The sequence below is a fragment of the Streptomyces sp. NPDC002088 genome, assembly GCF_040296605.1.
Classification (GTDB): domain Bacteria; phylum Actinomycetota; class Actinomycetes; order Streptomycetales; family Streptomycetaceae; genus Streptomyces.
This window is the reverse complement of sequence record NZ_JBEOXO010000027.1, coordinates 17,694-40,983: the sequence shown is the minus strand read 5'-3', so window position 1 is coordinate 40,983 and position 23,290 is coordinate 17,694. Positions and strand designations below refer to the sequence as shown.

The 23,290-nt window shown below is 71.7% G+C and carries 20 protein-coding genes; 5 read left to right on the top strand and 15 right to left on the bottom strand.

Annotation, left to right across the window (positions count from 1 at the left end):
- Nucleotides 1–93 precede the first annotated feature (93 nt).
- Nucleotides 94–780 carry a DUF5995 family protein gene (locus ABT114_RS39795; RefSeq protein ID WP_351149012.1) on the top strand — a complete coding sequence of 229 codons (687 nt, stop codon included), beginning with the start codon at nt 94–96 and terminating at the stop codon, nt 778–780.
- Between the two features lie 102 nt (nt 781–882).
- Complete coding sequence (locus ABT114_RS39790; RefSeq protein ID WP_351149009.1) at nt 883–1,812, top strand: LLM class F420-dependent oxidoreductase; 930 nt, start codon at nt 883–885, stop codon at nt 1,810–1,812.
- Between the two features lie 8 nt (nt 1,813–1,820).
- Here ABT114_RS39790 and ABT114_RS39785 read toward each other — a convergent pair whose 3' ends face one another.
- From ABT114_RS39785 to ABT114_RS39765, 5 genes are all read right to left on the bottom strand, one after another.
- Nucleotides 1,821–3,518 carry a flavin monoamine oxidase family protein gene (locus ABT114_RS39785; protein ID WP_351149007.1) on the bottom strand — a complete coding sequence of 566 codons (1,698 nt, stop codon included), beginning with the start codon at nt 3,516–3,518 and terminating at the stop codon, nt 1,821–1,823.
- 61 nt (nt 3,519–3,579) lie between these two features.
- The gene (locus ABT114_RS39780) at nt 3,580–4,368 is read right to left on the bottom strand and encodes a carbon-nitrogen hydrolase family protein (protein ID WP_351149005.1); all 789 of its coding nucleotides are present in this window, start codon (nt 4,366–4,368) and stop codon (nt 3,580–3,582) included.
- 222 nt (nt 4,369–4,590) lie between these two features.
- Nucleotides 4,591–4,968: a DUF742 domain-containing protein gene (locus tag ABT114_RS39775; protein ID WP_351149002.1), complete on the bottom strand. Its 378-nt coding sequence runs from the start codon at nt 4,966–4,968 to the stop codon at nt 4,591–4,593.
- Nucleotides 4,969–4,975: 7 nt separating this feature from the next.
- Nucleotides 4,976–5,413: a roadblock/LC7 domain-containing protein gene (locus tag ABT114_RS39770; protein WP_351149000.1), complete on the bottom strand. Its 438-nt coding sequence runs from the start codon at nt 5,411–5,413 to the stop codon at nt 4,976–4,978.
- Nucleotides 5,403–7,826: a sensor histidine kinase gene (locus ABT114_RS39765; protein ID WP_351148998.1), complete on the bottom strand. Its 2,424-nt coding sequence runs from the start codon at nt 7,824–7,826 to the stop codon at nt 5,403–5,405. The genes ABT114_RS39770 and ABT114_RS39765 overlap by 11 nt, the downstream gene beginning before the upstream one ends.
- A gap of 280 nt (nt 7,827–8,106) precedes the next feature.
- Here ABT114_RS39765 and ABT114_RS39760 point away from each other — a divergent pair, with 280 nt between their 5' ends.
- A complete protein-coding gene (locus ABT114_RS39760; protein ID WP_351148995.1) occupies nt 8,107–8,616 on the top strand; it encodes an SRPBCC family protein in 510 nt (169 codons plus the stop codon).
- Here the strand turns inward: ABT114_RS39760 and ABT114_RS39755 are convergent.
- The 8 genes from ABT114_RS39755 to ABT114_RS39720 all read right to left on the bottom strand — a co-directional run bounded on the left by ABT114_RS39755 (nt 8,581) and on the right by ABT114_RS39720 (nt 18,778).
- Nucleotides 8,581–9,033, bottom strand: a complete 453-nt coding sequence (locus ABT114_RS39755; protein ID WP_351148992.1) for an Lrp/AsnC family transcriptional regulator — start codon at nt 9,031–9,033, stop codon at nt 8,581–8,583. The two genes, ABT114_RS39760 and ABT114_RS39755, sit on opposite strands and share 36 nt — an antisense overlap.
- Nucleotides 9,034–9,043: 10 nt before the next feature.
- Nucleotides 9,044–10,510: an amino acid permease gene (locus ABT114_RS39750; RefSeq protein WP_351148989.1), complete on the bottom strand. Its 1,467-nt coding sequence runs from the start codon at nt 10,508–10,510 to the stop codon at nt 9,044–9,046.
- A 346-nt stretch (nt 10,511–10,856) separates the two neighbouring features.
- A complete protein-coding gene (locus ABT114_RS39745; RefSeq protein ID WP_351149215.1) occupies nt 10,857–12,299 on the bottom strand; it encodes a GuaB1 family IMP dehydrogenase-related protein in 1,443 nt (480 codons plus the stop codon).
- 107 nt (nt 12,300–12,406) lie between these two features.
- Nucleotides 12,407–12,760, bottom strand: coding sequence for a barstar family protein (locus tag ABT114_RS39740; RefSeq protein WP_351148986.1), 354 nt, complete (start codon nt 12,758–12,760; stop codon nt 12,407–12,409).
- The gene (locus tag ABT114_RS39735; RefSeq protein ID WP_351148984.1) at nt 12,757–13,155 is read right to left on the bottom strand and encodes a guanyl-specific ribonuclease; all 399 of its coding nucleotides are present in this window, start codon (nt 13,153–13,155) and stop codon (nt 12,757–12,759) included. Before ABT114_RS39735 ends, ABT114_RS39740 begins: the two co-directional genes overlap by 4 nt.
- 50 nt (nt 13,156–13,205) lie before the next feature.
- Nucleotides 13,206–14,249, bottom strand: a complete 1,044-nt coding sequence (locus ABT114_RS39730; RefSeq protein WP_351148982.1) for a sugar-binding transcriptional regulator — start codon at nt 14,247–14,249, stop codon at nt 13,206–13,208.
- 78 nt (nt 14,250–14,327) lie between these two features.
- Nucleotides 14,328–15,014, bottom strand: a complete 687-nt coding sequence (rpe, locus tag ABT114_RS39725; RefSeq protein WP_351148979.1) for a ribulose-phosphate 3-epimerase — start codon at nt 15,012–15,014, stop codon at nt 14,328–14,330.
- A 386-nt stretch (nt 15,015–15,400) separates the two neighbouring features.
- Entirely contained in the window at nt 15,401–18,778 is a 3,378-nt protein-coding gene (locus tag ABT114_RS39720; protein ID WP_351148976.1) for a tetratricopeptide repeat protein, read from the bottom strand.
- Nucleotides 18,779–18,921: 143 nt separating this feature from the next.
- Here ABT114_RS39720 and ABT114_RS39715 point away from each other — a divergent pair, with 143 nt between their 5' ends.
- The gene (locus tag ABT114_RS39715) at nt 18,922–19,842 is read left to right on the top strand and encodes a hypothetical protein (RefSeq protein ID WP_351148974.1); all 921 of its coding nucleotides are present in this window, start codon (nt 18,922–18,924) and stop codon (nt 19,840–19,842) included.
- A gap of 3 nt (nt 19,843–19,845) precedes the next feature.
- On the opposite strand, the gene ABT114_RS39710 is transcribed toward ABT114_RS39715, so the two are convergent.
- The gene (locus tag ABT114_RS39710) at nt 19,846–21,264 is read right to left on the bottom strand and encodes an RsmB/NOP family class I SAM-dependent RNA methyltransferase (RefSeq protein WP_351148971.1); all 1,419 of its coding nucleotides are present in this window, start codon (nt 21,262–21,264) and stop codon (nt 19,846–19,848) included.
- Nucleotides 21,265–21,406: 142 nt separating this feature from the next.
- Nucleotides 21,407–22,339, bottom strand: a complete 933-nt coding sequence (gene fmt / locus ABT114_RS39705; RefSeq protein WP_351148968.1) for a methionyl-tRNA formyltransferase — start codon at nt 22,337–22,339, stop codon at nt 21,407–21,409.
- Nucleotides 22,340–22,670: 331 nt separating this feature from the next.
- Between fmt and ABT114_RS39700 the strand changes: the two genes are divergently transcribed.
- Nucleotides 22,671–23,213, top strand: coding sequence for a hypothetical protein (locus ABT114_RS39700; RefSeq protein ID WP_351148965.1), 543 nt, complete (start codon nt 22,671–22,673; stop codon nt 23,211–23,213).
- The last annotated feature ends 77 nt before the right edge of the window (nt 23,214–23,290 follow it).

The window sequence follows — 23,290 nt, the reverse complement described above, 5'->3', positions numbered from 1 at the left end:
CCCCTCTCCCGTGCGACGGGATCGTTCCCCCGTTCTGGGGAAGCGTCGGGCCCGTCGGCACTCCGAAGACCTTAGGACTGGGACCCTGCCCCCATGGCGCAGTTGGAACAGTTCACCACTCCCGTGGACGCGGTGGTCTCCCGCATGCACGCCCTGGCCGCGCAACTGCCCGCGTGGGACGGGATCGCGGTCTTCAACCGCGTCTACCTCGCGGTGACCGAGGAGGTCGACCGGCACATCGACGCCGGGGAGTTCACGGACGCGCGGGCGGCGATCACGCTGGACGTGCGGTTCGCGGAGCGCTATCTCGCGGCGGTCGACGCGGTGGCAGACGAGCGGCGCCCACCGGCCTGCTGGCGGCCGCTGTTCCAGTTCCGCCGCCATCCCGGCGTACGACCGCTGCAGTTCGCGCTCGCGGGCATCAACGCGCACATCGGGCACGACCTCGCGCTCGCCGTCGTGGACGCCTGTCGTACGCTCGGCTGCGAACCCCTCGAGCTGGAGGACGAGTTCGACCGGGTGGGCGATCTACTCGTCGCGCTGGAGGAGCGCATCCGCGAGGATCTGATGCCGGGCCCCGACCTCCTCCAGATCGCCGACCCGCTCACGCACCTGCTCGGCTCCTGGAGCCTGGAGCGCGCCCGGGACGCCACCTGGTCGGCGGCCCGGGCATTGTGGGCGCTGCGCCGACTGCCGGACCTGGCGGAGGAATTCACCGAACGCCTCGACGCGGCGGTCGGTTTCGCGGGCCGCATGCTGCTCACGCCGCTGCCGGACTGATCCGCCACGCCGGTGGCCGGTTCCCACCGCTGCTCTCCTGAACATCTCTGTGAACGTTGTACGTTCGACAGGACCGCACCACCTGTCAAAGGAGCAGTGGGCATGGCGACAAGGCTCGGACTCGGCCTTCCCCAGAACAAGCGGTACAACCTCGGCCGGGACGTGCCCGACGTGGCCCGCACCGCCGAGGAGATCGGCTACGAAAGCCTCTGGGTGTACGAGCGACTCCTCGTCCCCGACCCCGCCACCCAAGGCCTGTACGGCATCGAGGGCCTCCCCTGGCCGGACTCGTACCGCGGAGTCGCCGAGCCGCTGGTCACCCTCACACTCGCCGCCGCGGCCACCGAGCGGGCCCGGCTGGGCAGCAGCGTGCTGGTCGCGCCGCTGCACGTGCCGTTCCAGCTCGCCAAGGCCCTCGCCACGCTGGACGCGGCGAGCGGTGGCCGCGTGCTCGCGGGCTTCGGCACGGGCTGGTCGCACGACGAGTACGCGGCCGCGTCGGTGCGCCCGTTCGAGGAGCGCGGCGCGGCCCTGGACGAGTTGATCGGCGTGTGCCGCGCGGTCTGGGGCCCGGACCCGGTGTCGTACGACGGACAGGTCACGAAGCTCGCCCCGGCCGTCGTCGGACCCAAGCCGGCCCGGCCGATCCCCATCCTGCTGGCGGCGGGCCCCGGCAAGGCCCAGCGCCGCCTGGTCGACCACGCCGACGGCTGGCTGCCGGTGGGCATGGGGGCCGAGGCGCTCGCCGCGCAGTGGCGCGGGCTCCAGGAACTGGCCGCCGAGCGCGGGCGCACGGAACCGATCCAGACGGTGCTGCGTACCAACGCCCAGTACCTGGCGCAGGGTTACGCCGGTGCCGACCGCGCACCCTTCCAGGGCAGCGTCGACCAGATCGTCGAGGACCTGGCCGCGCACGCCGAGGTCGGTCTCGACGAGATCCTCGTCGACCTCCAGGCCGGCACGCGTGACGCGCAGGAGCTCAAGGAGGTCGCCGCCGAGGTGTACGAGAAGGCGCGCGCGGCCGGGGTCTGAGCCGTGCTCTAGTCCTCCGGGAGCTCGACGGGGGCGATCTCGTCGTAGACGTCGCCCGGGCCCGGGTTGGTCGCGTCGGTCGTTCCGCCGAAGTGGTGCATGACGCCCCAGACCGCGTTCAACGCGGTCTGGATCGCGCCCTCGGCCCAGCCGGCCGTCCAGGAGATGTCGTCGCCGGCGAGGAAGATGCCGCGCTTGTCCGCGGGCAGCCGGTCCTGCATGAAGTGCGTGAACAGGCGCCGCTGGTAGCGGTAGTGGCCGGGCAGGTTCGCCTTGAACGCGCCCATGAAGTAGGGCTCGTTCTCCCAGGAGACCGTCACCGGGTTGCCGATGATGTGGTTCCTGATGTCGACCTTCGGGTAGATCTCGCCGAGCGACTTCAGCATGACTTCCATCCGCTCGTTCGCGGACAGCGGCAGCCACTTCAGGCTGTCGTCGCACCAGGTGTAGGAGAGGCAGATGACGGCGGGCTTGTCCGGGCCGTCGTCGAGGAGGTAGGTGCCGCGCGTCATCCGGTCGGTGAGCGTCATCGACATGACGTCACGGCCGGTCTCCTCGTCCTTGTCGAGCCAGAACGGCCGGTCGACGGGGACGAAGAGCTTCGAGGACTCCATGTAATGAGTCCGCTCGATCGCGGTCCAGTGGTCGATCGGGAAGAGCGAGTCGTCGCAGGCGATCTTCGACAGCAGCATCCAGGACTGGGCGGTGAAGATCGCCGCCTGGTAGGTGCGGATGTCGCCGTTCGCGTCCGTCACGGTGATCTGATTGCCGGCGGTGCGGTGCAGCCGGGTCACGGCCGGGCGCGGCTCGCCGTTCACGTGCAGGGACGTCAGCGAGGTCCCGTACGGCCAGTGGACGATCTTCTCCGGCTCGCGCTCCCACAGCCGCAGCGGCAGCTGCTGGGAGCCGCCGACGATGCCGCGGTGGTGGTCGTCGGCCTCGGTGTAGACGACCCGCAGGATCTCCAGGATGGAGTTGGGGAAGTCGGTGTCCCAGCCGCCCGTCCCGAAGCCGACCTGGCCGAAGATCTCGCGGTGCCGGAAGGACTTGAAGGACTCGGAGTCGCAGAGGAAGCCGTAGAAGGTCTGGTTGTCGAGCTTCTCGACGAGCTCGGACCAGATCTCACGGATGCGCGGTACGTCGCGCTCACGCATCGCCTGGTTCATGTCGGAGAAGTCGGCACCTTCTTCGAGGCAGGCGTTCCAGGCGTTCATCACGTCGCGGTAGACCTGCGGCAGGTCGTCGACGCTGGTCGCGTAGTGCGACTCGCCCTTGAGGTCGACGACCGTCGAAGGCGTCGCCTCGGCCAGGGGGTTGGGGAAGGGCTGGGTCTCCAGTCCCACCAGGTCGATGTAGTGCTGGAGCGCCGTGGACGACGGCGGGAAGCGCATCGCACCCATCTCGGCGGTGAGGGAGGGGTCGCAGCCGTCGAAACCGACGGTGCGCAGCCGGCCGCCGATCTGGTCGGCCTCGTACACGACCGGCTTGAGGCCCATCTTCATCAGCTCGTACGCCGCCACGATGCCGGACAGGCCGCCGCCGATGACCGCGACCTCGGTGCCGTGCTCGGTCGCCGGTATCTGGCCGAGGCCCGCCGGGTGGGCCAGGAAGTCGTCGTACGCGTACGGGAAGTCCGGGCCGAACATGGTGATCGGCGGTTGCTGCTCGTCTGCGTGCTCGACGGCGTTGGGCACGGTGGACGTCATGGGGTACGGACTCCTTGCGCGAAAAGACTGGCGAAAAGACTGGGGGAGGGCAGGGAGGGGTTCAGACGAGGGAGCCGTAGAGGCCGGGGCGGCGGTCCTTCAGATACGGGTTCGCCTCGCGGGAGGCGGCGAGGAAGACGGGGTCGACGTCGGCTAGGAGGAGCTCGTCGGCGCGGCCGGCGCGGGTGCGGGCGACTCCGTCGGGGCCGGCGAGGGTCGAGAGCCCGACGAACTCGAACTCCCCTTCCTGGCCGACCCGGTTGACGTAGGCGACGTACATCTGGTTCTCGAAGGCACGCACCGGCACGACGGACTCGGCGACGAAGTGGAACGGGTGCATCTGCGCCGTCGGCACCACCAGGAGGTCCGTGCCGGCCAGGGCGTGGGCGCGGACGTTCTCCGGGAACTCGACGTCGTAGCAGATCATGATCCCGACGCGGAGGCCGTTCAGCTCGGCCTGGACGACCGGCGACCCGCCCGGTGTGAAGTGGTCGCGCTCGAAGCAGCCGAAGAGGTGGGTCTTGCGGTAGTTGGCGAGGCGGGTGCCCTCGGCGGAGATCAGCTGGGCGGAGTTGAAGACGGCCTCGCCGGCCCGCTCGGGGTATCCGTAGACGATCGCGAGGCCGTGCCGCGCGGCGGTCTCGGCGACCGCGTCCGCGGAGTCGCCGTCGGCGGGCTCCGCGAGGCGGGCGATGTCGTCGCCGATGGCGTACCCGGTCAGGAACATCTCCGGCGCGGCCAGCAGCGCGGCGCCCGCGGCGGCGGCCCGGCCCGCAGCCTCGTCGAGGACCTTGAGGTTCTCGACGACGGAGCCGGGGCGGCCGGAGCTCTGGAGCAGGGCGGTGCGCATGCGTGTTCCTCACCGGTACGGAGGGCGTTGGGGGGGGCCACGTAGACCGTACGGGCGGCCGACGGGCCGGACAAGGAGGAGCCGTTGCGCGCCGGTGAGTGGATCGTTGCGTCGAATGTGGGGCGGGCGGCGATTCGTTGCGCGCGCCCGGTCGTGCCCCCGATCGTGCCGCCGGTCGTGCCCAAGATCGTTCCTCGGGTCGTGCCGCCGGTCATGCCTCCGCTACAGCTCGCGAAGGCGCTCCACGATCTCCCGCAGCAGCTCAGGGTCGGTGGCCGGGACCGGTAGAACCGGCCGCGCCTCGTCCACGCGCACCAGACCGGCCTCGGCCAGGTCGCCGAGCAGCACGCGTAGGACGGTCAGGGGCAGGTCGGCGTCGGCGGCGAGCTCGACGACCGGGCGTGGTCCCCGGCGCACCAGGTCGAGCAGGGAGGTCCGGGCGTGGTCGAGGACGGGCCCGCCGTCGTCCGGCCACAGGGCCGTGACCTGCGACATCAGATCGATGGCGGGTCCGCCGGAGGGCCGGGTCCGACCGCGCGTCACCGCGTACGGGCGAACCATGGGCCCCGTCTCGTCCTCGTACCAGTGGTCGTCGGCCACCGGCGGATCAGGCGCCGGTCGGACCGGCGGGGGCGGCGGCCTCGCGCACGGCGGCGTCCAGATGCCGGCCGACGCGGCGGACGAGCAGTTCCATCTCGTGGGCGAGCTGGCCGACATCGGTCTCCGCCTCGCTGAGCACGGCGAGGCGGCTGCCGTTGCCCGCCGGGGTGATGAAGAGGTAGGCGTCGTCTAGCATGACCATGGTCTGCCGCACCTTCCCCGCGTCGAACCGCTCCCCCGCCGAGCGGGCCAGGCTGTGGAATCCGGAACAGACGGCGGCCAGGTGCTCGATGTCCCGTCTTCGGATCCCCTCCGAGCAGCAGAGCGGGAGCCCGTCCGCGGTGAGCAGTACGGCCTGACGGACGTGGTCGGTCCTGGCGACGAGGTCGTCGAGGAGCCAGCCGAGGTCCGTGCCGGGCTGTTCGGAGATCTTGTCAGGGCGCATCGTCGGCGTCCCTCCCTTCCTCGGTGCCGGTTCGCTCACTGCGGGTGTGGGGGTGCTCGGGCCCGAGCTCGACGCCCCTGCGCCCCCGGTCCAGGCCGCGCTGGAAGGCACCGAAGATGGCCCGCATGTCCTCGGCGCTCACTTCACGCTCCGGGGGCCCGCCGGCGGCCGCCGGGGCTTCGCTGCGCAACTCGGCGGCGAGGGCCGCCTGACGGACGCGCGTGGGCAGGGCGGAGGCGGGGGACGCGGCTTGCGCGGGGGCGGGCTCGGGGCTGCCGGGCTCGGTGCGGGCCGGCTCCGCGGGGACAATCCCCGTGGATGGGGGCTCACCCCCTGCCGACTCCGCACGCGCAGCCGCATGCGCAGCCTCCGCGGGAGCGGCCTCCGTCGAAGCGGCCTCACTCACGGTGGGCTCACCACACCCGGGCGCCATGGGAGCAAGCTCACCACGAACGGGCTCCGCAAGGGCAGCCCCCGCCGAAGTGGGCTCGCCCGGAGTGGGCACACCCTCCGCCAACACCGCCCCCGGCAGCAACACCACTGCCGTGGTCCCTCCGTACGGCGACCGGCACAGCGTGACCTCGATGCCCTGGCGGGCGGCGAGGCGGCTCACCACGTACAGGCCGAGGCGGTCGTGGCGGGTCGGGTCGAAGTCGTCGGGGCGGGTGAGGGTGCGGTGGGCCTCCTCGAGCTGGTCCGGGGCGAGGCCGAGGCCGCGGTCGTCGATCTCGAGGACGAAGCCGCCGCGGGCCCGCCCGGTGCGCAGGGTCACCTGAGTGTGGGGCGGCGAGAAGACCGTCGCGTTCTCGAGGAGTTCGGCGATCAGGTGGACCACATCCGGTACGGCGTCCGAGGCGACGCCGATGAGTTCCATCGGCGGGACGACCACGCGCGCGTAGTCCTCGATCTCACTCACCGCGGACGAGACCACGTCTGCGACCGGCACCGGACGCCTCCATCTGCGGCCGGGCGCCGCGCCGGAGAGGATGATCAGGCTCTCCGCGTGGCGCCGCATCCGGGTGGTGAGGTGGTCGATGCGGAACAGCTCCTGGAGGACGTCCGGATCCTCCGTCCGCCGTTCCAGCGTGTCGACGAGTTTCAACTGGCGGTGCACCAGCGCCTGGTTGCGGCGGGCGATGTTGAGCAGCACCGCGAACAGTCCACGCCGCAGGGTGGCCTGCTGCACGGCCGCCTCGACGGCCGCGAGCCGCGCGGTGTTGAAGGACCGGCCGACGTCTCCGATCTCGTCGGCGCCCACCTCCCCGTCCGCCAGCGGCGGCGCCTCGGCGACCGCGTCCACGTCCTCGCCCGCGCTCAACCGCTCCATGACGGAGGGAAGTTGGCGGGTGGTCAGCAGGTCGGCCGCGTCCCGCAGCGTCTCCAGTCGGCGCGAGACACGGCGCGCGCCACGCACCGCGAACCACAGCGACAGGGCGACGGCGGCGAGCCCCAGCACGGCCACGACGGCGGCCTTGGCCAGCTCGCGGTAGGCGAACTTCCGCCCGCGCGCGGCCGAGTTCTCCGCCGACCGCGTGCACAACTGCATGTAACGCTTGACGGCCCGGTCGGTGGTGGTGCGCCAGGAGTCGGCCGCGACGGCCTTGCCCGCCCCACCGGCCCCGGCCCGCAGCAGGGCGTCCTCGCTCTGTGTCAGCTGCCGGTGCAGGTCCCCGCGCTGGAACTCCTCGAACAGCGTCCGCGAGTCGGACGGCAGGTCGGGCACGTACGTCCGCTCGAAGACCCGGCGGTCCTCGATCGTCGCCGTCAGCGTGTCGTACTGGGTGTCGGTGAGCGTGCCCGCGGCCCGCGCCCCGGCGACCAGCGCGTCCTCGCGCGAGACGAACTCCCGTACCCGTACGAGCTCGATGACGACCTGGGCCTCTCGCGCCAGCTGCCCCGCCTGGAGCGCGGTGAGCGTGGACTCGACGTCGAAGCCGGGTTCCACGAGGGCGCTGTACGCGGTCACCGCCCGGTCCCAGGAGATGTCCCGGGACAGCACACGCTCCCGCAGCCGGTCCAGCCCGCCGACAGAGGCAGCCATGGCGTCCAGGACCTGCCGCTGCCGGTCGGAGAGCCGGTCACGGTCCCCGTTCCTGATCGCTTCGCGCATCGCGTCGACGGCGCGGTCGGTGCGCCGTTGCTGCGCCATCAGGTCCAGGGCGGCCGCCGTACGGTGGTCCGCGCCCAGATACGCGGCTGACAGCCGACGCTCGATCTGAATCTGCCCGACCGCCGTGTCGACCGGCGTGCCGAAGTCCTCGTACACCCCCTGGAGCCGGATCAGGGCGCGCAGTTCGCCGGTGACCGACACCATGGCGAAAGTCCACAGGGTCATCAGGGCGAGCACCGGAGCGAGCGCGAGGGCCACGATGCGCGCGCGTACGGTGGTGGGACGGCCGAAGGGCCAGCGCATGGACTCCCCAGAGCGGCAGGACGGTCGGGCGGCCGGGCGACGGTGGTTACCCCTCGGTGTTACCCGCGGGTAGCGGGCGGCGCTCAACTTACGGGATGTCCCACCCTGACCGCAATGGTTGCCCGAGGTAACTCTAGGTCACGTCACGCGCGGGCACGGCGAAGTCGGGGCCGTACGGCGTCGGTCGCGGCGGGCGGTCCACACGTCGACGTGTCTGCCCGCCCGTCACCCAGCGCCTCTACGATGACACCGACCTGTGCCCGCCTACGGCGAGTACGTCATGGCTGAGGGGAGCCGCATGGTGATCGACGGGCTGCCGTACCTGGACGAGCACGCGACCGTCGTCGCGGCGGAGCCCGGCGCCGTCTGGTGCGCGCTCGGCGAGTCCCTGGACGGCGCGTTCGCGGGCCGCGGCGCGGTGGGCTACGCCCGCCTGGTCGGTTGCGCCGACCGCACGGCGGCCGGGCCCCGGCCGGTGACCGCGAGGTCGGTCTACCCCGGTTTCCGGGTGGTCTCGGCCGAACCCGGACGGGAGCTGGTCCTCGTCGGGCGCCACCGCTTCTCGACGTACGCCCTGGTCTTCCGCCTCGAAGCGGCCGGGCCCGGGCGCACCCGGCTGCGCGCCGAGAGCCGGGCGTCCTTCCCGGGCCCGCTGGGCGGCCTGTACCGGTGGCTCGTCATCGGCACGGGCGGGCATGTGGTCGGCATGCGGCGCCTGCTGTCGGCGGTCCGCCGCCGCTCGGCACAGGACCCGTCAGGTCGGCGACCCCGACGAGAACCGCCGCAGTAGCGGCGACAGCACGAGCACGGACTTCGTCCGCTCCACGAACGGCTCCCCCGCGATCCGCTCCAGCACGCGCTCGAAGTGGCGCATGTCGGAGGCGAAGACCTGGACGACGGCGTCCGCGTCCCCCGTCACGGTGGACGCGGCCACGACCTCCTGGTAGCGCTCCAGGCCCCGCTGGATGGTCTCCGGCGAGGTGTTGCGCCGGCAGTAGATCTCGACGAACCCCTCGGTCTCCCAGCCGAGCGCCGCCGGGTCCACCCGTACGGTGAAGCCGGTGATGGCGCCGGTGGCGCGCAGCCTGTCCACGCGCCGCTTCACCGCGGGCGCGGACAGGCCGACCAGCTGGCCGATGTCCGCGTAGGAGCGGCGGGCGTCCTCGGCGAGGGCGTGCACGATGCGTTCGTCGAGATCGTTCAGCACTGCGGGTGGATCACTTCTCTGGGGTCGCGAGTCGGGAGCGGCGATGGCCGTACACGAAGTAGAACACGAGCCCGACCGCCATCCAGACTCCGAAGACCACCCAGGTGACGGCCGAGAGGCTGCCCATCATCCAGACGCAGAAGCCGAAGCCCAGGGCCGGCATGAGGGGCGACAGCGGCACCCGGAAGGTGCGGGGCATGTCCGGGCGGGTCCGGCGGAGTATCACGACGGCGACGTTGACCAGAGCGAAGGCGAAGAGTGTGCCGATGCTGGTCGCGTCGGCCAGCTGACCCAGCGGGATGGCCGCGGCGAGGACGCCGCAGAACAGGGACACGATCACCGTGTTGGCGCGGGGCGTGCCGGTCTTCGGGTGGACCCGGCCGAACACCTTGGGCGCGAGGCCGTCCCGGGACATGGCGAAGAGGATGCGGGTCTGTCCGTAGAGCACGGTCAGGACGACACTCGCGATGGCGATGACGGCGCACGCCGCGAGCAGGGTGCCCCAGAAGCTCTGGCCGGTCACGTCCCGCATGATCTGGGCGAGCGCGGCCTCCGAGTCGTTGAACCGCTGCCAGGGCTTCGCACCGACCGCCACGGCGGCGACGAGGACGTACAGCGCCGTCACGATGACGAGCGAGAGCATGATGGCCCGCGGCAGGTCGCGCTGGGCGTTCTTGGCCTCCTCACCGGCCGTGGAGGCGGCGTCGAAGCCGATGTAGGAGAAGAAGAGCGTCGCTCCCGCCGCGCTGACCCCCGCCATCCCCAGCGGCATGAAGTGCTCGTAGTTGCCGGAGCGGAAGCCCTGGATGCCGATGGCGCAGAACAGCACCAGCGCGGCGATCTTCACGGCGACCATGATCGTGTTGGCGCGGGCGGACTCGCGGGCGCCACCGAGCAGGAAGGCCATGGCGAGCAGGACGACGATCAGCGCCGGCAGGTTGAAGATGCCGCCGTCGCCGGGCGGGGCGGACAGGGCGTCCGGGATGGTGACGCCGATCGTGCCGTCGAGCAGTTCGTTGAGGTACTCGCCCCAGCCGACGGCCACGGCGGCGACCGACACGCCGTATTCGAGGACCAGACACCAGCCGCAGATCCAGGCGATCAGTTCGCCCATCGTTGCGTACGCGTACGAGTACGAGGAGCCGGCGACCGGGATGGTGCCGGCCAGCTCGGCGTAGGAGAGGGCCGAGAAGAGCGCCGTGAGGCCGGCGATCACGAAGGACAGGGTGACCGCCGGACCGGCCTTGGGGACGGCCTCGCCCAGGACGACGAAGATGCCGGTACCCAGGGTGGCACCGATACTGATCATGGTGAGCTGCCACAGCCCGAGGGACCGGCGGAGGGCCCCTCCGTCACCCTGGCCGCCCGCGGCGACCAGGCGTTCCACGGGCTTACGACGCATGAGGCGCGCACCGAGGCCCGGGGATGCGGGGACTGTCCGGGTGCGGTCGTGCGGGGGTGCGCCTTGGTCGAGCACGCGCTGACTCCTTCGTCGCTGCGGTGAGGGCGACGGGGACCGGCGGCACCCTGCGCGAGCAGGAACCCACCGAGCGGGGTCCCCGCCACGCCACGTACAGCGCTCGACCCTACGAGCCAGGGCATCACGGACGTAATGCAGCAACCTTGCGCGTCTCCGCAAGAACGTTGCGTTGATCCCGGCCGGGCGTCCGTTCGTTGCACGGAGGCAGTCGACCCGTTGCAGCGGAGACTGTCGACCGTTGCAAACGGGCCTGGTCAACGCCCTCGAACGGGAGCAGGAACGCCGACGGCCCCCGTTCTCCCGCCGACGGGAGAACGGGGGCCGCGGCAAGAGGGGAGTTGCCTCAGCTCCAGCTGGCGTGCAGCGGCTTGCCCTCCGCGTAGCCCGCGGCGCTCTGGATGCCGACGACGGACTTCTCGGCGAACTCCTCCAGGGAGCCCGCACCGGCGTAGGTGCAGGAGGAGCGGACGCCGGCGATGATCGAGTCGATCAGGTCCTCGACGCCCGGGCGGGCCGGGTCGAGGAACATGTGGGAGGTGGAGATGCCCTCCTCGAACAGGGCCTTGCGGGCGCGGTCGTACGCCGAGTCGTCCGACGTGCGGTTGCGCACGGCACGCGCGGACGCCATGCCGAACGACTCCTTGTAGAAGCGGCCGCTCGCGTCCTGCTGGAGGTCGCCCGGGGACTCGTACGTGCCCGCGAACCACGAGCCGACCATCACGTTGGACGCACCGGCCGCGAGCGCCATCGCCACGTCGCGCGGGTGGCGGACACCGCCGTCGGCCCACACGTGCTTGCCGTACTTCTTCGCCTCAGCAGCGCACTCGAGGACGGCGGAGAACTGCGGCCGGCCGACTCCGGTCATCATCCGGGTGGTGCACATGGCGCCGGGGCCGACACCGACCTTGATGATGTCCGCGCCGGCCTCGATGAGGTCGCGCACGCCCTCGGCGGCGACGACGTTGCCGGCGGCGATGGGAACCTGCGGGTCGAGCGCGCGGACCGTCCTGATCGCGCTGATCATCGACTCCTGGTGGCCGTGCGCGGTATCGATGACGAGCGTGTCGACACCCGCGTCCAGCAGCTGCTTGGCCTTGGCCGCGAAGTCGCCGTTGATGCCGACGGCGGCGGCTATGCGCAGCCGGCCCTGCGCGTCGGTGGCGGGCGTGTAGAGGGTGGCGCGCAGGGCGCCCTTGCGGGTGAGGATGCCGGCGAGCTTGCCGTCCTTGTCGACGGCGGGGGCGTAGCGCCGGTTGGCCGCGTCGAGGCGGTTGAAGGCCTCGCGGGGGTCGATGTCCGCGTCGAGCAGCAGCAGGTCCTTGGACATGACCTCGCAGAGCTGCGTGAAGCGGTCCACACCGGTGAGGTCCGCGTCGGTGACGACGCCGAGCGGGCAGCCCTCCTCGTCCACGACGACGCCCGCGTTGTGCGCCCGCTTGGGCAGCAGGGCGAGCGCGTCGGCGACGGTCTGGTGCGGGGCCAGCACGATCGGGGTGTCCAGGACCAGGTGGCGGCTCTTCACCCAGGAGACGACCTCGGTGACGACGTCGATCGGGATGTCCTGCGGAATGACCACGAGTCCGCCGCGCCGGGCCACCGTCTCGGCCATGCGACGGCCGGCGATGGCGGTCATGTTGGCGACGACCAGCGGGATCGTGGTGCCCGAGCCGTCCGGGGAGCTGAGGTCCACATCCTGTCGCGAGCCGACGGCGCTGCGGCTCGGCACCATGAAGACGTCGTCGTACGTCAGGTCGTACGAGGGCTGGATGTCGTTGAGGAAACGCACGTGCTGCACATCCCAGTCGATCAGAGGTGGCCCCCGGACAGGTCAGCCAGGGGGAAAGAGCACGTACTTCAGTCTCCCATGGCGACCGGGATGTCGTACCCCGCAGATCATCCAGGCTGGTCGGAGGACCCTTGAGAGGAACCTCCAAGGCCCAGCGCCACGGCGAGCGCCGGAGTGCGCTCCGCCGCCTGCGCGAACACCTCCCGCGCGGTCTCCCACTCCTCGGGCCGCGCCTCGGCGTACGCCTCCCAGCCCCGTACGACGACCAGCAGCCCCTTCTCCACGGCGTCCTCGGGCCAGACGGAGTGGTCGCAGAGGCTGTCGGCGAGCGCGTCCCAGTTGCGGCCGAACCACGCGGGCAGTCGCAGGGCGCGGGCGACGCGGTCCATCAGGCCCGCCTTGTCCGTGACCCCGTCGAGGTCCAGCGGGACGACGAGGCGACTCGTCAGGTCATCGGTCATCTCAGTACCGCCCGGAACGAGTTGTAGTGATCATCGGTGTAGTAGAACTCGCCGCCCTGCCCGGTGACAATGCGCCGGGCCCCGCGGTCGGTCGAGCCCGGCGTCCTGACGGTGTACTCGTGGTAGTAGCCCCGCTTGTGCTGGGGCAGCAGGTGCTCGAAGTTCCCGAAGACCACGCCGTCCCTGGCGTACGGGAAGGGGCCGCCCTTGTCGATGAGGGCGAGGGTCTGCCTGGCCTCGGCCGGGAGCCGCGACTCCTGGACGGTGGCCATGGAGCCGACCCACGAAGGGGTGGCGGCACTCGCCCGGGTCTCCGTCGGCGAGCAGCCGGTCAGCAGGACGGCGAGACAGACCAGTACCCCCGCAAGCACGCGGGGGACGAACCGCAGCAGCATGCCGACGATGCTGTCACGGCCGTCCCCTCATGACCTGTTGTCGGGGCCTGTCAGGGGCCATCGGGGTCCGCCCGGTTGAGGGCGGGCCTCGGCGTCGTCCCCGCCGCCATCAGGTAGTCCGCCGCGGACGTGTCCGTCACCAGGCTGGTGACGAGGCCGGACCGCAGCACCGCGTCGATCGCGGCCGCCTTGCGCTGCCCGCCCGCGATCGCGACGACCTCGGGGATACGGCGGAGCTGGTCCGCCTTGACGGTGATGCACCGCTCGCCCAGGTCCCGGCCGACCCGGCGGCCCTCGGCGTCGAAGAGGTGCGCGGACATCTCGGCGGCGACACCGAGCGAGGCGTAGTGCGCCCGCTCCTCGTCGCTGAGCATGTCGTGCACCGTCGAGATGCCAGGCTCCCAGGAGCCGATGGAGACGCAGGCGACCGTGACCTTGTCGAAGTACTCGAAGGCCCGGGCGATCCCGGTCTGGTTGCGCAGCGCGGCCGCGGTGGCCGCGTCCGGCAGCAGCATCGGCGCGTAGATCGGGTGGGCGTCGCCGCCCGACACCTGCGCGGCGCGCCGTACCGCCTCCACCGAGCCGCGCTCGGCGGTCCCGGCGTCGTACACACCCGTCAGCTGCACCACGGTGCAGGGCGGCAGCCGGTCGAGGGCCGCCGCCATGTGGATCGTGGACCGGCCCCAGGCCAGCCCCAGCACGTCCCCTTCGTTGACGAGCTCGCCGAGCAGGTCGGCAGCCACTTCTCCCAGGTTCTCGGGGTCGGGCGTCTCCTCGGCTTCCGCCGGGGACTCGACCACGACGGCGTGCCTGAGGCCGTACCGGGCACGGAGCGCGTCGGAGCGCTCGGCGTCCAGTTCGGCCGGCACGCGGATCTCGATGCGTACGAGATCCCGTTCGAGGGCCGTTTCCAGGACCCGGGCCACCTTGAAGCGGCTGACGCCGAACTCCTCCGCGATCTGGATCTTGGACTTGCCCTCGAGGTAGAAGCGGCGGGCCATGGCCGCCGCCTGCACCAGCTCAGCGGGTCCCATCCGCACTGCTGACCGGCCCGCCGACATACCCGACACGGCGATCTCCTCACTGCTGTTCACACTCTGGATTCGCCGTTCATCCTTGCAGATGCGGCGCACTTGATCAGCCCTGCCGGCCGCCGTTCACGTTCCCGTCGTTCAGTGGCTGCACGCCCATGACGCCTTGGCGGTGGCCGTCTCCGCCTGGGTGCGTAGTGCACGTACCGCCTCGGCCGGGTCGGATGCCCCGTACACCGCCGAGCCGGCGACGAAGACGTCCGCGCCGGCGTCGGCGCATCGCTCGATCGTCGAGGCCGACACGCCGCCGTCGACCTGGAGCCAGAGCTCAAGTCCGTGCTTGCTGATCAACTCGCGGGTGCGGCGGATCTTCGGAAGCATGATGTCCAGGAACGCCTGGCCACCGAAGCCCGGCTCCACCGTCATGATCAGCAGCATGTCGAGCTCGGGCAGCAGGTCCTCGTACGGCTCGATGGGCGTCGCGGGCTTGAGCGCCATGGAGGCGCGGGCGCCCTTGGCGCGGATCTCGCGGGCGAGTCGCACCGGCGCGGCGGCCGCCTCGACGTGGAAGGTGACGGAGGAGGCACCCGCTTCCACGTACTGGGGCGCCCACCGATCGGGGGCCTCGATCATCAGATGACAGTCCAGCGGAGTGTCCGTCGCCCGGGCCAGCGACTCCACGACCGGCACGCCGAGCGTGAGGTTCGGGACGAAATGGTTGTCCATGACGTCGACGTGGAGCCAGTCGGCTCCTTCGACCGCCTTCGCCTCGTCCGCGAGGCGGGCGAAGTCGGCGGAGAGGATGCTGGGGTTGATCTGTGCGGCCATGACCCAAGCCTGCCATGCCCGGGCACCGGTTGTTCGCGCCGGTACAGACCTGGGACGTTCATCGGATGTTCCGCCAGGACCTCGCGTGCCGTGGAAACGAGGCATCGCGCACCTGGTCCGAGGGCGGGGCGCCAGGTGGGTGGGGCTGAGGCCGGTGCCGTGGACGACGAAGGGCCGGGGCCCGGTCGCAGCCATCGGCGCCACGGTCACCCTCCCGGCGACGATGCCCCTTTTCCCCTGCACGGCAGGTGATCTCCGGCGACTGGATCTTCCGGCCGGCGATCCCGACGGTCCCGTACTTCGCCGGCGCCGACCGACCGCCCGCCGCCCGCGTTTGTCGTACGGCCCTTGCCGGTCGACCGGTCCGTCGCGCGGCCGTCCGCGCCTCACCGCCTCGGTTTCCTCTCCTTCAACGCCTTGACGCACTGGCCCGTATACAGCGTGTCCTCATGGGTCAGGCCCAGGACTCGGATCTGGTCCGTGAGCACGTCGGAGAAGAGCTTGAGGCCCTTGCCCCTGTCGCGCCTGGCCGTGAGGCCGGCTATGGCGACGCGGACGCTGAGTGTGTTGCGGTGGTCGGAGCCCAGGACGCGTTCGAGATCCGGCTGAAGTGCGGTGAGCTGCCGCAGCGCAGGTCCGGGCTCCGACTCCAGAGCGAGGCAGATGCGGCTGTGGAGGGTGTGGGGGTGATCCGGACCCAGGACACGGCCATTGTCCTTGCTGACGGCGGCCCACAGTTCCACGGCACGCCTCGCCCTGCCGAGCTTCCCGGTCGCCTGCGCGATGGACGCTCGGGTGGTCAGTGTTTGCGGGTGATCCCGGCCCAGGACGCGCTCCATGTCCGGCAACAGGCTCGTGAGGAGGACCAGTTCCTGTTCCGCCCCGTCCACCTCACCCGTCATGGCCGCCTCGTCGAAGCGGTTCTTCAACGTTTCGGGGTGGTCGGGCCCGAGAACCCGTCGGCGGACGGTCAGCAACTCCCTGCAGAGCTCCAGCGCACCCTTCACGTCACCCAGGTAGGCGATGCAGTGGGAGAGGTTGCTGCGGGCGATCAGGGTGTCCGGATGCTCCGGGCCGAGGACCCGGACGCGGTCCTCCAGCAGTGCGGAGAACAGCTCGTGCGCCTTCTCGAGATCGCCCTCCCGGGTCAGCAGGGCGATGTTGTTGCGAACGGCCAGCGTGTCCGGGTGGTCGCGCCCGAGGACACGTACGCGGTCGGGCAACAGCTCGGTGAAGAGCGCGAGCGCGGAGCGTTCGTCGCCGGATTCCGCGGTCCAGAGAGCGATGTTGTGGCGCGTGGTGAGGGTGCTGGGGTGGTCCCGTCCGAGGACGCGGACACGGTCGGCCAGCAGGGCAACGCTCACCTCGAGGGCGCGTCTCGCGTTCCCTGCCTGACCGCTCCACAGGCCGATGTTGCTGCGGACCGTGAGAGTGAAAGGGTGCTCAGGGCCCAGGGCACGCTCGGCCTCCGGCAGCAGAGCGACACACTGCTCGAGAGCTCGCTCGGCGTCCCCGGCGGCTCCTGTCGCGGCGGCCAGGTTGGCGCGGGTCATCAGGCCCAGGGCACTGTCGTCCTCCTTGGAGTGCCGGGAGGCATACAGTTCCACGGCTTGCTGGAGGTCACCGGCCAAACCGGTGTGAGCAGCCACGTTGTGGTGGGCGATGGAAGCCAGGATGTGCTCCGATCCGTACGCCTCCTGGACGACGCCCTGCCAGTGCCGCCACTGCCGCACGTTGTCCGCGGGCACGGGCGAAGGACGTGCGGCAAGACGCTCCAGCGCCTCCAGGTGCGCCCCGGACTGCCACAGGTGTTCGGGCTCGGCCCGCCGGGCGTAGTCCTGCAGGGGCTCGTTCGCCATGGCCGGGGTGTAGTCCTCGGCCGGAGTCAGACGGCCGAGCGCGGCGGCGAGAACCCTGTGCCCCTCGGCGAGGTCCACCGAGTAGACCGCCTCGGCACCGCCGGTGAGGTGGTCGACGAGCGACTGGTGGAACAACCCGAAGAGCCTGGTCACGGTGGCGCCGTCCCCGGCGGGCGCCTGGACCACATAGCGGCGCAGCGGCGTCGGCATACCGTCGCGCACGTACTCCGGGGTACCGACGGCTCCGAGCTCGGCACAGGCGGCGAAGAGGAGTTCCTCGGGCACGACAGCGCCGGGTCCCGCCGCGGCCAGCACGGTGAAAAGCGCACGGACCGGCGCGCCGGGCGTATCCCAGGTGCCGCCGCCGTCCAGAGCCCGGTCCAGAACATGGTCGTAGACCGACCCCAGGCCCTGCGGGATCTCGCCCGCGTCCATGTCCGGGTTCTCCTGGATCTGGTCGGCGAGGAGGGAGGCGACCAGCCAGCTGCCCTCGGCTGCCGCGACGACCGCGTCCACCAGGTGACCGGGCACCTCCTGCGCTTGGAGCGTCGCGCGCAGCTCGGCGTCCGGTACGGCATCGAGCTCGACGGTGACGTCCGGCGCTCCGGGGGTGGAGCCGGGGCGCGTCGAGAGGATCACGCGAACGTCCGCCCCCTCGTCGGGCAGCGCCCTCAGTTCCTCCACCAGATCACCGATCTCGGCGGCGGCGTTGTCAGCGAGCTGATCGAAGCCGTCCAGGACGATGCGCACCACCCGGCGCGGCAACGCCAGCAGGGGGCCGAGAAGGAGCCGTTGGGCCAGCGTCATGCCTTCCCAGTCCGCGGGCGGGACGGAGGCCTCGTACCGAGTGGCGGCCATGCTGAATTCCGGTACGGTGACGGCCAGTTGGGCGGCGAGATCGCGAGCCACCCGGTCGCTCGTCTCCTGTCGCCTGAGCAGGCGCAGCGCGTGGACGAATCCCTCCGGCACGCGGCCGGGCGCCACTTCCGGACGGGTGAGAGCGGCCAGCAAGGTGGTCTTGCCGTGTCCGGCGGGCCCGGTCACCACGACACATCGGTGCTCACCGGAGGCGTCCACGACGTCGGCGAGGGCACTGGTGGGGCGGAAGTGACGGAGAGCTCCGCGCAGTGCGGGAAGGTCGGCGCGGCACATCGCGAGGAGGGAACCGGCCCGGGCGATCAGGGCGGCGTTGCGCGCCACCCAGAGCGCGGAGTCCGACTTGACGCCGTTCAGGGACAGGAGTGCAGGCTGCTGCCGACGCTCGAAGCGCTCGGCGGCCCACTTGAGATCTTCGGCCACCAGCCGCTCGCCGCGGGCGATGTGGCCATGCCGGAGCAGCGCCCCGGTGCTCCGGCTGAAGCTGCAGTCGTAGGCCGGTTCCTCCAGGTTCGCCGCCGACAGTATCTGGACCCGCCGCCTGAGGTCGGCGTTCACCCCCGCCCACCCCACTGCGGCCTCGGTGACCCCGGCGCCGGACATGCACGCGTCCAGCAGGAGGACCAGTTCCAGGTCCGGGTGACCGGCCAGCAGCTCTCTGAGGTGCTGCACCAGCGCATACGGGCCCTCCGGATGCCCGGGAACCGGTGTGCATCCCTCCGGGAGGGCGTAGAAGTCACCGTTGAGCGCGATGCCGTGGCCGAGCCACGCCAGCAGCAACAGGCCCCCGGCCTTTCCGGCGGACGCCGCAGCCTCGGCCACGGCTTCGTAGGTCGCCGTCCGGCCGTGGTTCAGCAGGAGCGTCCGACCGTCGGTGAGGGCCGGACCGCAGCCACCGCGCAACGGGTCCCGCAGCACCGCGTCGAGGTCCGTCGCCGCCTCGCTCAGCTCTTGCAGCGTGCGTCGCTCGCCCAGGGCCGTGCACTGCGATGCGACCACCAGTGAGAAGCGCTGTCCCCCGTTGCTCATGGCCACAGCATCGACACATCTGGCGCCGTGTCAAATGGATCCGCAGACCGGCCGGGTGCACGGCCGTGGCCAAGCACGCCACAGACCGTGCGCGTGCCGACGAGCCGCTAAGCTGCGGGCGCTGTCAGCACTTGGGGGGCGACATGAGCCGGATCGTGCTCGTGCACGGAATCGGTCAGGAGCAGGAATCCGCGGACGCCCTGGAGTCCAGGTGGATACCTGCGTTGGCGGGCGGTCTACGCGTCGCGGAGCACCCCGAACTCGCCGATCGCCTGTGGCGGGATCATCGTCCCGGCGTCGAGGACTGCCGGATGGCGTTCTACGGGGATCTGTTCCTGTCCAAGGGGCGGATGGGAGACGGCCAGACGTTCGAGGACCTGCGCCCCGAGCAGCAGGAGCTGGCCATGGACCTGGCGGTGGAGTGGCTTCGGCGGGCCGAGGAACGCGCCTCGTCCAAAGCGGACCGCGACGAGGCCTATCGGCAGCTCAACGCCCTGGACCCCGAAGCCTCCGGACGTCAGGGACTGCGCGCGGCGGGCCGGCCGGCACTGAACGGGCTCGCACGACTGCGCTGGTTCGCGCCCACGGGCATGGCCTTCGCCCAGACGTTCGTCAAGCGGGCTCTCGCCCAGGTCAGCCGCTACCTCACCGAGGAGGCCCTCCGTACGGAGGTCCAGCGGCGCATCGCCACGCACATCGGCCCCGAGACGGTGGCGGTCATCGGCCACTCCCTGGGGTCGGTGGCCGCCTTCCAGGCCGCACACAGCGTGCGGCACGAACTGCCCCTGCTGCTGACCCTGGGCTCCCCCCTCGGTCTGCGGACCGTGGTGTACGACAGGCTTCCCGAGGCCAAGACCATCCCGCCGCGCGTCAGCCGGTGGACGAACCTCGCCGACCGCGACGACCTGGTCGCCGCGGTGCCCGACCTGGCGAAGCTCTTCGCCGATCCCTACGGCGCCCTCGCATCGGACTGGACCCTCGACAACGGCTCCGAGCCTCATCGCGCGGAGTCCTACCTGGGCAAGCGCCAGACCGGTGCGGCACTGGGCACCGTCCTCACCTGAGGATCAGCCGGTGCGCCGCAGCAGCGCCAGGTACATCGCGTCGGTCCCGTGCACATGCGGCCACAGCTGTACGTCGGGACCGTCGCCCAGCGCCGGTACGCCGGGCAGCAGGGGCCGGGCGTCGATCAGCTCGGTCTCCGGGAACTGCTTGAGCACGTCGGCGACCACGGCCCGGGTCTCGGCGAGGTGCGGCGAGCAGGTGGCGTAGCCGACGACACCGCCGACCCGCACCGACTCCAGGGCCGTACGCAGCAGACCCCGCTGGAGCGGCGCGAAGCCGTCCAGGTCCTCCGGCCGGCGCCGCCAGCGTGCCTCGGGCCGCCGCCGCAGGGCGCCCAGCCCCGTGCACGGCACGTCCATCAGCACCCGGTCGAAGGAGCCGGGCCGCCACGGCGGCCGGGTCCCGTCGCCGGCGATGACCTGGTAGGGCCCGGGATTGCCGGCCAGGGCCTTCGCCACGAGCCCGGCCCGGTGCGGCTGCTTCTCGGAGGCGAGCAGCATCGCACCGCGCTCCGCGGCGAGGGCGGCGAGCAGCGCGGCCTTGCCGCCGGGCCCGGCACACCCGTCGAGCCACTTCTCGTCCGTCCCCTCGACCGGCGCGTTGGCGAGCGCGAGCGCGACCAGCTGACTGCCCTCGTCCTGCACACCCGCCCGGCCGTCCTTCACGGCCTCGATGGCGCCGGGCTCGCCGCCCTCGGTAAGGCGCACGGCGTACGGCGACCAGCGCCCCGGCACGGCGGCCTCCTCCCGCAGCAGCTCGTCCGTGGTGCCACGCCCGGGCCGGGCGACCAGGGTCACCTCGGGCCGCTCGTTGTCGGCCTCCAGCAGGTCCTCGATACCGGCGCGCCCGCCGCCCAGCGAGTCCCACAGCGCGGAGACGACCCAGCGCGGATGCGAGTGCACGACGGCGAGATGGTCCTCGGGATCCTCGTCGTACGGCGGCGCGATCTGCTCCAGCCACGCGTCGAGATCGTGCTGCGCGACCTTCCGGAGCACGGCGTTGACGAACTTGGCCCGCCCGTCACCGAGCACGACCCGGGCGAGCTCGACGGAGGCGGAGACGGCGGCGTGGGTCGGGATCCGTGTCCCGAGAAGCTGATGCGCGCCGAGGCTCAGCACATCCAGCACCGGCGGATCGACTTCCCGCAACGGCCGGTCGACGCAGGCGGCGATGACGGCGTCGTACGTCCCCTGCCGCCGCAGCGTCCCGTACACCAGCTCGGTGGCGAGGGCGGCGTCCCGCCCGTCGAAGTCGCCCTTCTCCCGCGCCTTGCGCAGCAGCGGCGGCAGAACGAGATTGGCATACGCGTCCCGCTCGTCCACGGCTCGCAGCGCCTCGAAGGCGAGGATGCGGACGGGGTCCTTCTGGGGCCGTCGATAGGGCTTGCCGGGCTTGCTGGGCCGACGGGAGGTGTCGCTCACGAAAAAGGTGCTCCGGATGTCAGATGGGATACGCCCCAAGCGTACGTCCCACCCGTCCTGACGCTCCTCCCCGGACTCCTCCCCGGGGCTCCTGCCGGACTCCGGCCCCGTGGTCCCCGGACTCCTCCCGTGCTCCTCGCCACTACTCCCCGAGGGTCTCCCCGTCCCCGATCCGCACACCCCGCGCCCAGTCCGCCGCCCGCATCGGCTTCTTGCCCTGGGCCTGTACCCACAGCAGCTCGACGGCGTACGAGCCGGTGCCGACGTAGACGTTGTTCTTGCCGACGTCCAGGGCGCCCGGGGCGAGGTCGGTCCGCTCCGGCAGGGGCGTGACATGGATGAGCTTCAGCCGCTCGCCGCGGAAGACGGTCCAGGCACCGGGAGCGGGGGTGCAGCCGCGGACGACCCGGTCGACCCGCAGCGCCGGGGTGGCCCAGTCGACCTGGGCGTCCTCGACGGTGATCTTCGGCGCGACGGTGATGCCCTCGCTCGGCTGCGGTACGGCCTTCAGGCTGCCGTCCTCGATCCCGTCCATGGTCGCGGCGAGCAGCCCGGAGCCCGCGAACGCGAGCCGGGTCAGCAGGTCACCGCTGGTGTCGGCGGGCCGGACCACCTCGGTGACGGTGCCGTAGACGGGCCCGGAGTCGAGCCCCTCCTCGATGAGGAAGGTGGAGGCCCCCGTGATCTCGTCCCCCGCCATGATGGAGTGCTGCACGGGCGCGGCCCCGCGCCAGGCGGGCAGCAGCGAGAAATGCAGGTTGACCCAGCCGTGGGCGGGGATGTCCAGGGCCACCCTGGGCAGCAGGGCGCCGTAGGCGACGACGGGGCAGCAGTCGGGCGCGATCTCCCGCAGCCGCTCCAGGAACTCCGGGTCGCGCGGCTTCCCGGGCTTCAGCACCTCGATCCCGGCCTCCTCGGCCCGCTGGGCCACGGGCGACGCGACCAGCCTGCGCCCACGCCCGGCCGGCGCGTCCGGCCGTGTGACGACGGCGGCCACCTCGTGCCGCCCGGAGGCGATCAGGGCGTCCAGAGCGGGAACGGCGACCTCGGGGGTACCGGCGAAGACGAGCTTCATGGGTGGGATCGGGCCTCTCGGGCGGGATGGGCAAGGGGCAGCGCACCAGTCTATGACCCCGGAGGAACGGCCGCCGACGGCGCTGCGCTCCCACAGGAGAGCCCGGCCTCCTTGGCCAACTGGAAACGGGTGGTGCGCGGGTGCGAGAGAAGAGCGCCCGGCCGAAGGCCGAGGCGCACAGCGCACCCTCACGCCGGGGGCGTACGCATATGCCCCTACGCCCCCACACCGTGACCAGCGGAGCGCATGCGCGTTGGTCAAGTAAGAGTTGACCACAACGGGCCGCCTGAGCGGCCCAATTCCTTTCAACGCCGGTTCGAGAGGCTTGTTCATGGCCGACCACGCAACCCACGACGCCCAGGCCCGGGCCAGCCTGCACCTGCTGGTGCGGGACATCGAGCGGGTCCGCCGCCAGGTGGACGCACTCCGTACGCTCACCGCGCAGCTGGGCAACGTCTACCGTCCGCGCCGCTCCGGCCCCTCCACGGGCTTCGTCGTGTACGGACGCGCCCCCGCCCCGACGGTCCGTCTCGCCCAGGAACTGCGGGACAGTGTCGAGACCCTGGTCACGGCCGCGGTCGACTTCGACCGCTCGCTCGGCTTCTCGTGGGACGCGGTGGGCTCCGCACTCGGTGTCACCAAGCAGGCGGTCCACCGCCGTTACGGCGCCCGTCGCGCCGCGGCCCAGGCGGCCGCCGAGGCCGAGCGGACCGCGGACCCGTCGGCCGCCCGCCCGGTCAACGTGGGCACCGGGATCGCCGCGGTGCCGACGGTCCCCGCGGCCCGCTCGATGCCGACCCAGCCGACGGCGGGCAGCCCCGCACTGCGCGACGAGGTCAGACCGACGGCCTTCCCCGCGCCCCGCAACGGCTGACGCACCTTCACCCTGCCCTCCCGGCGAGCCCCGGGAGGGCAGCCGCATGCTGCGCCCTCCTCCGGCGGATCCCGCTA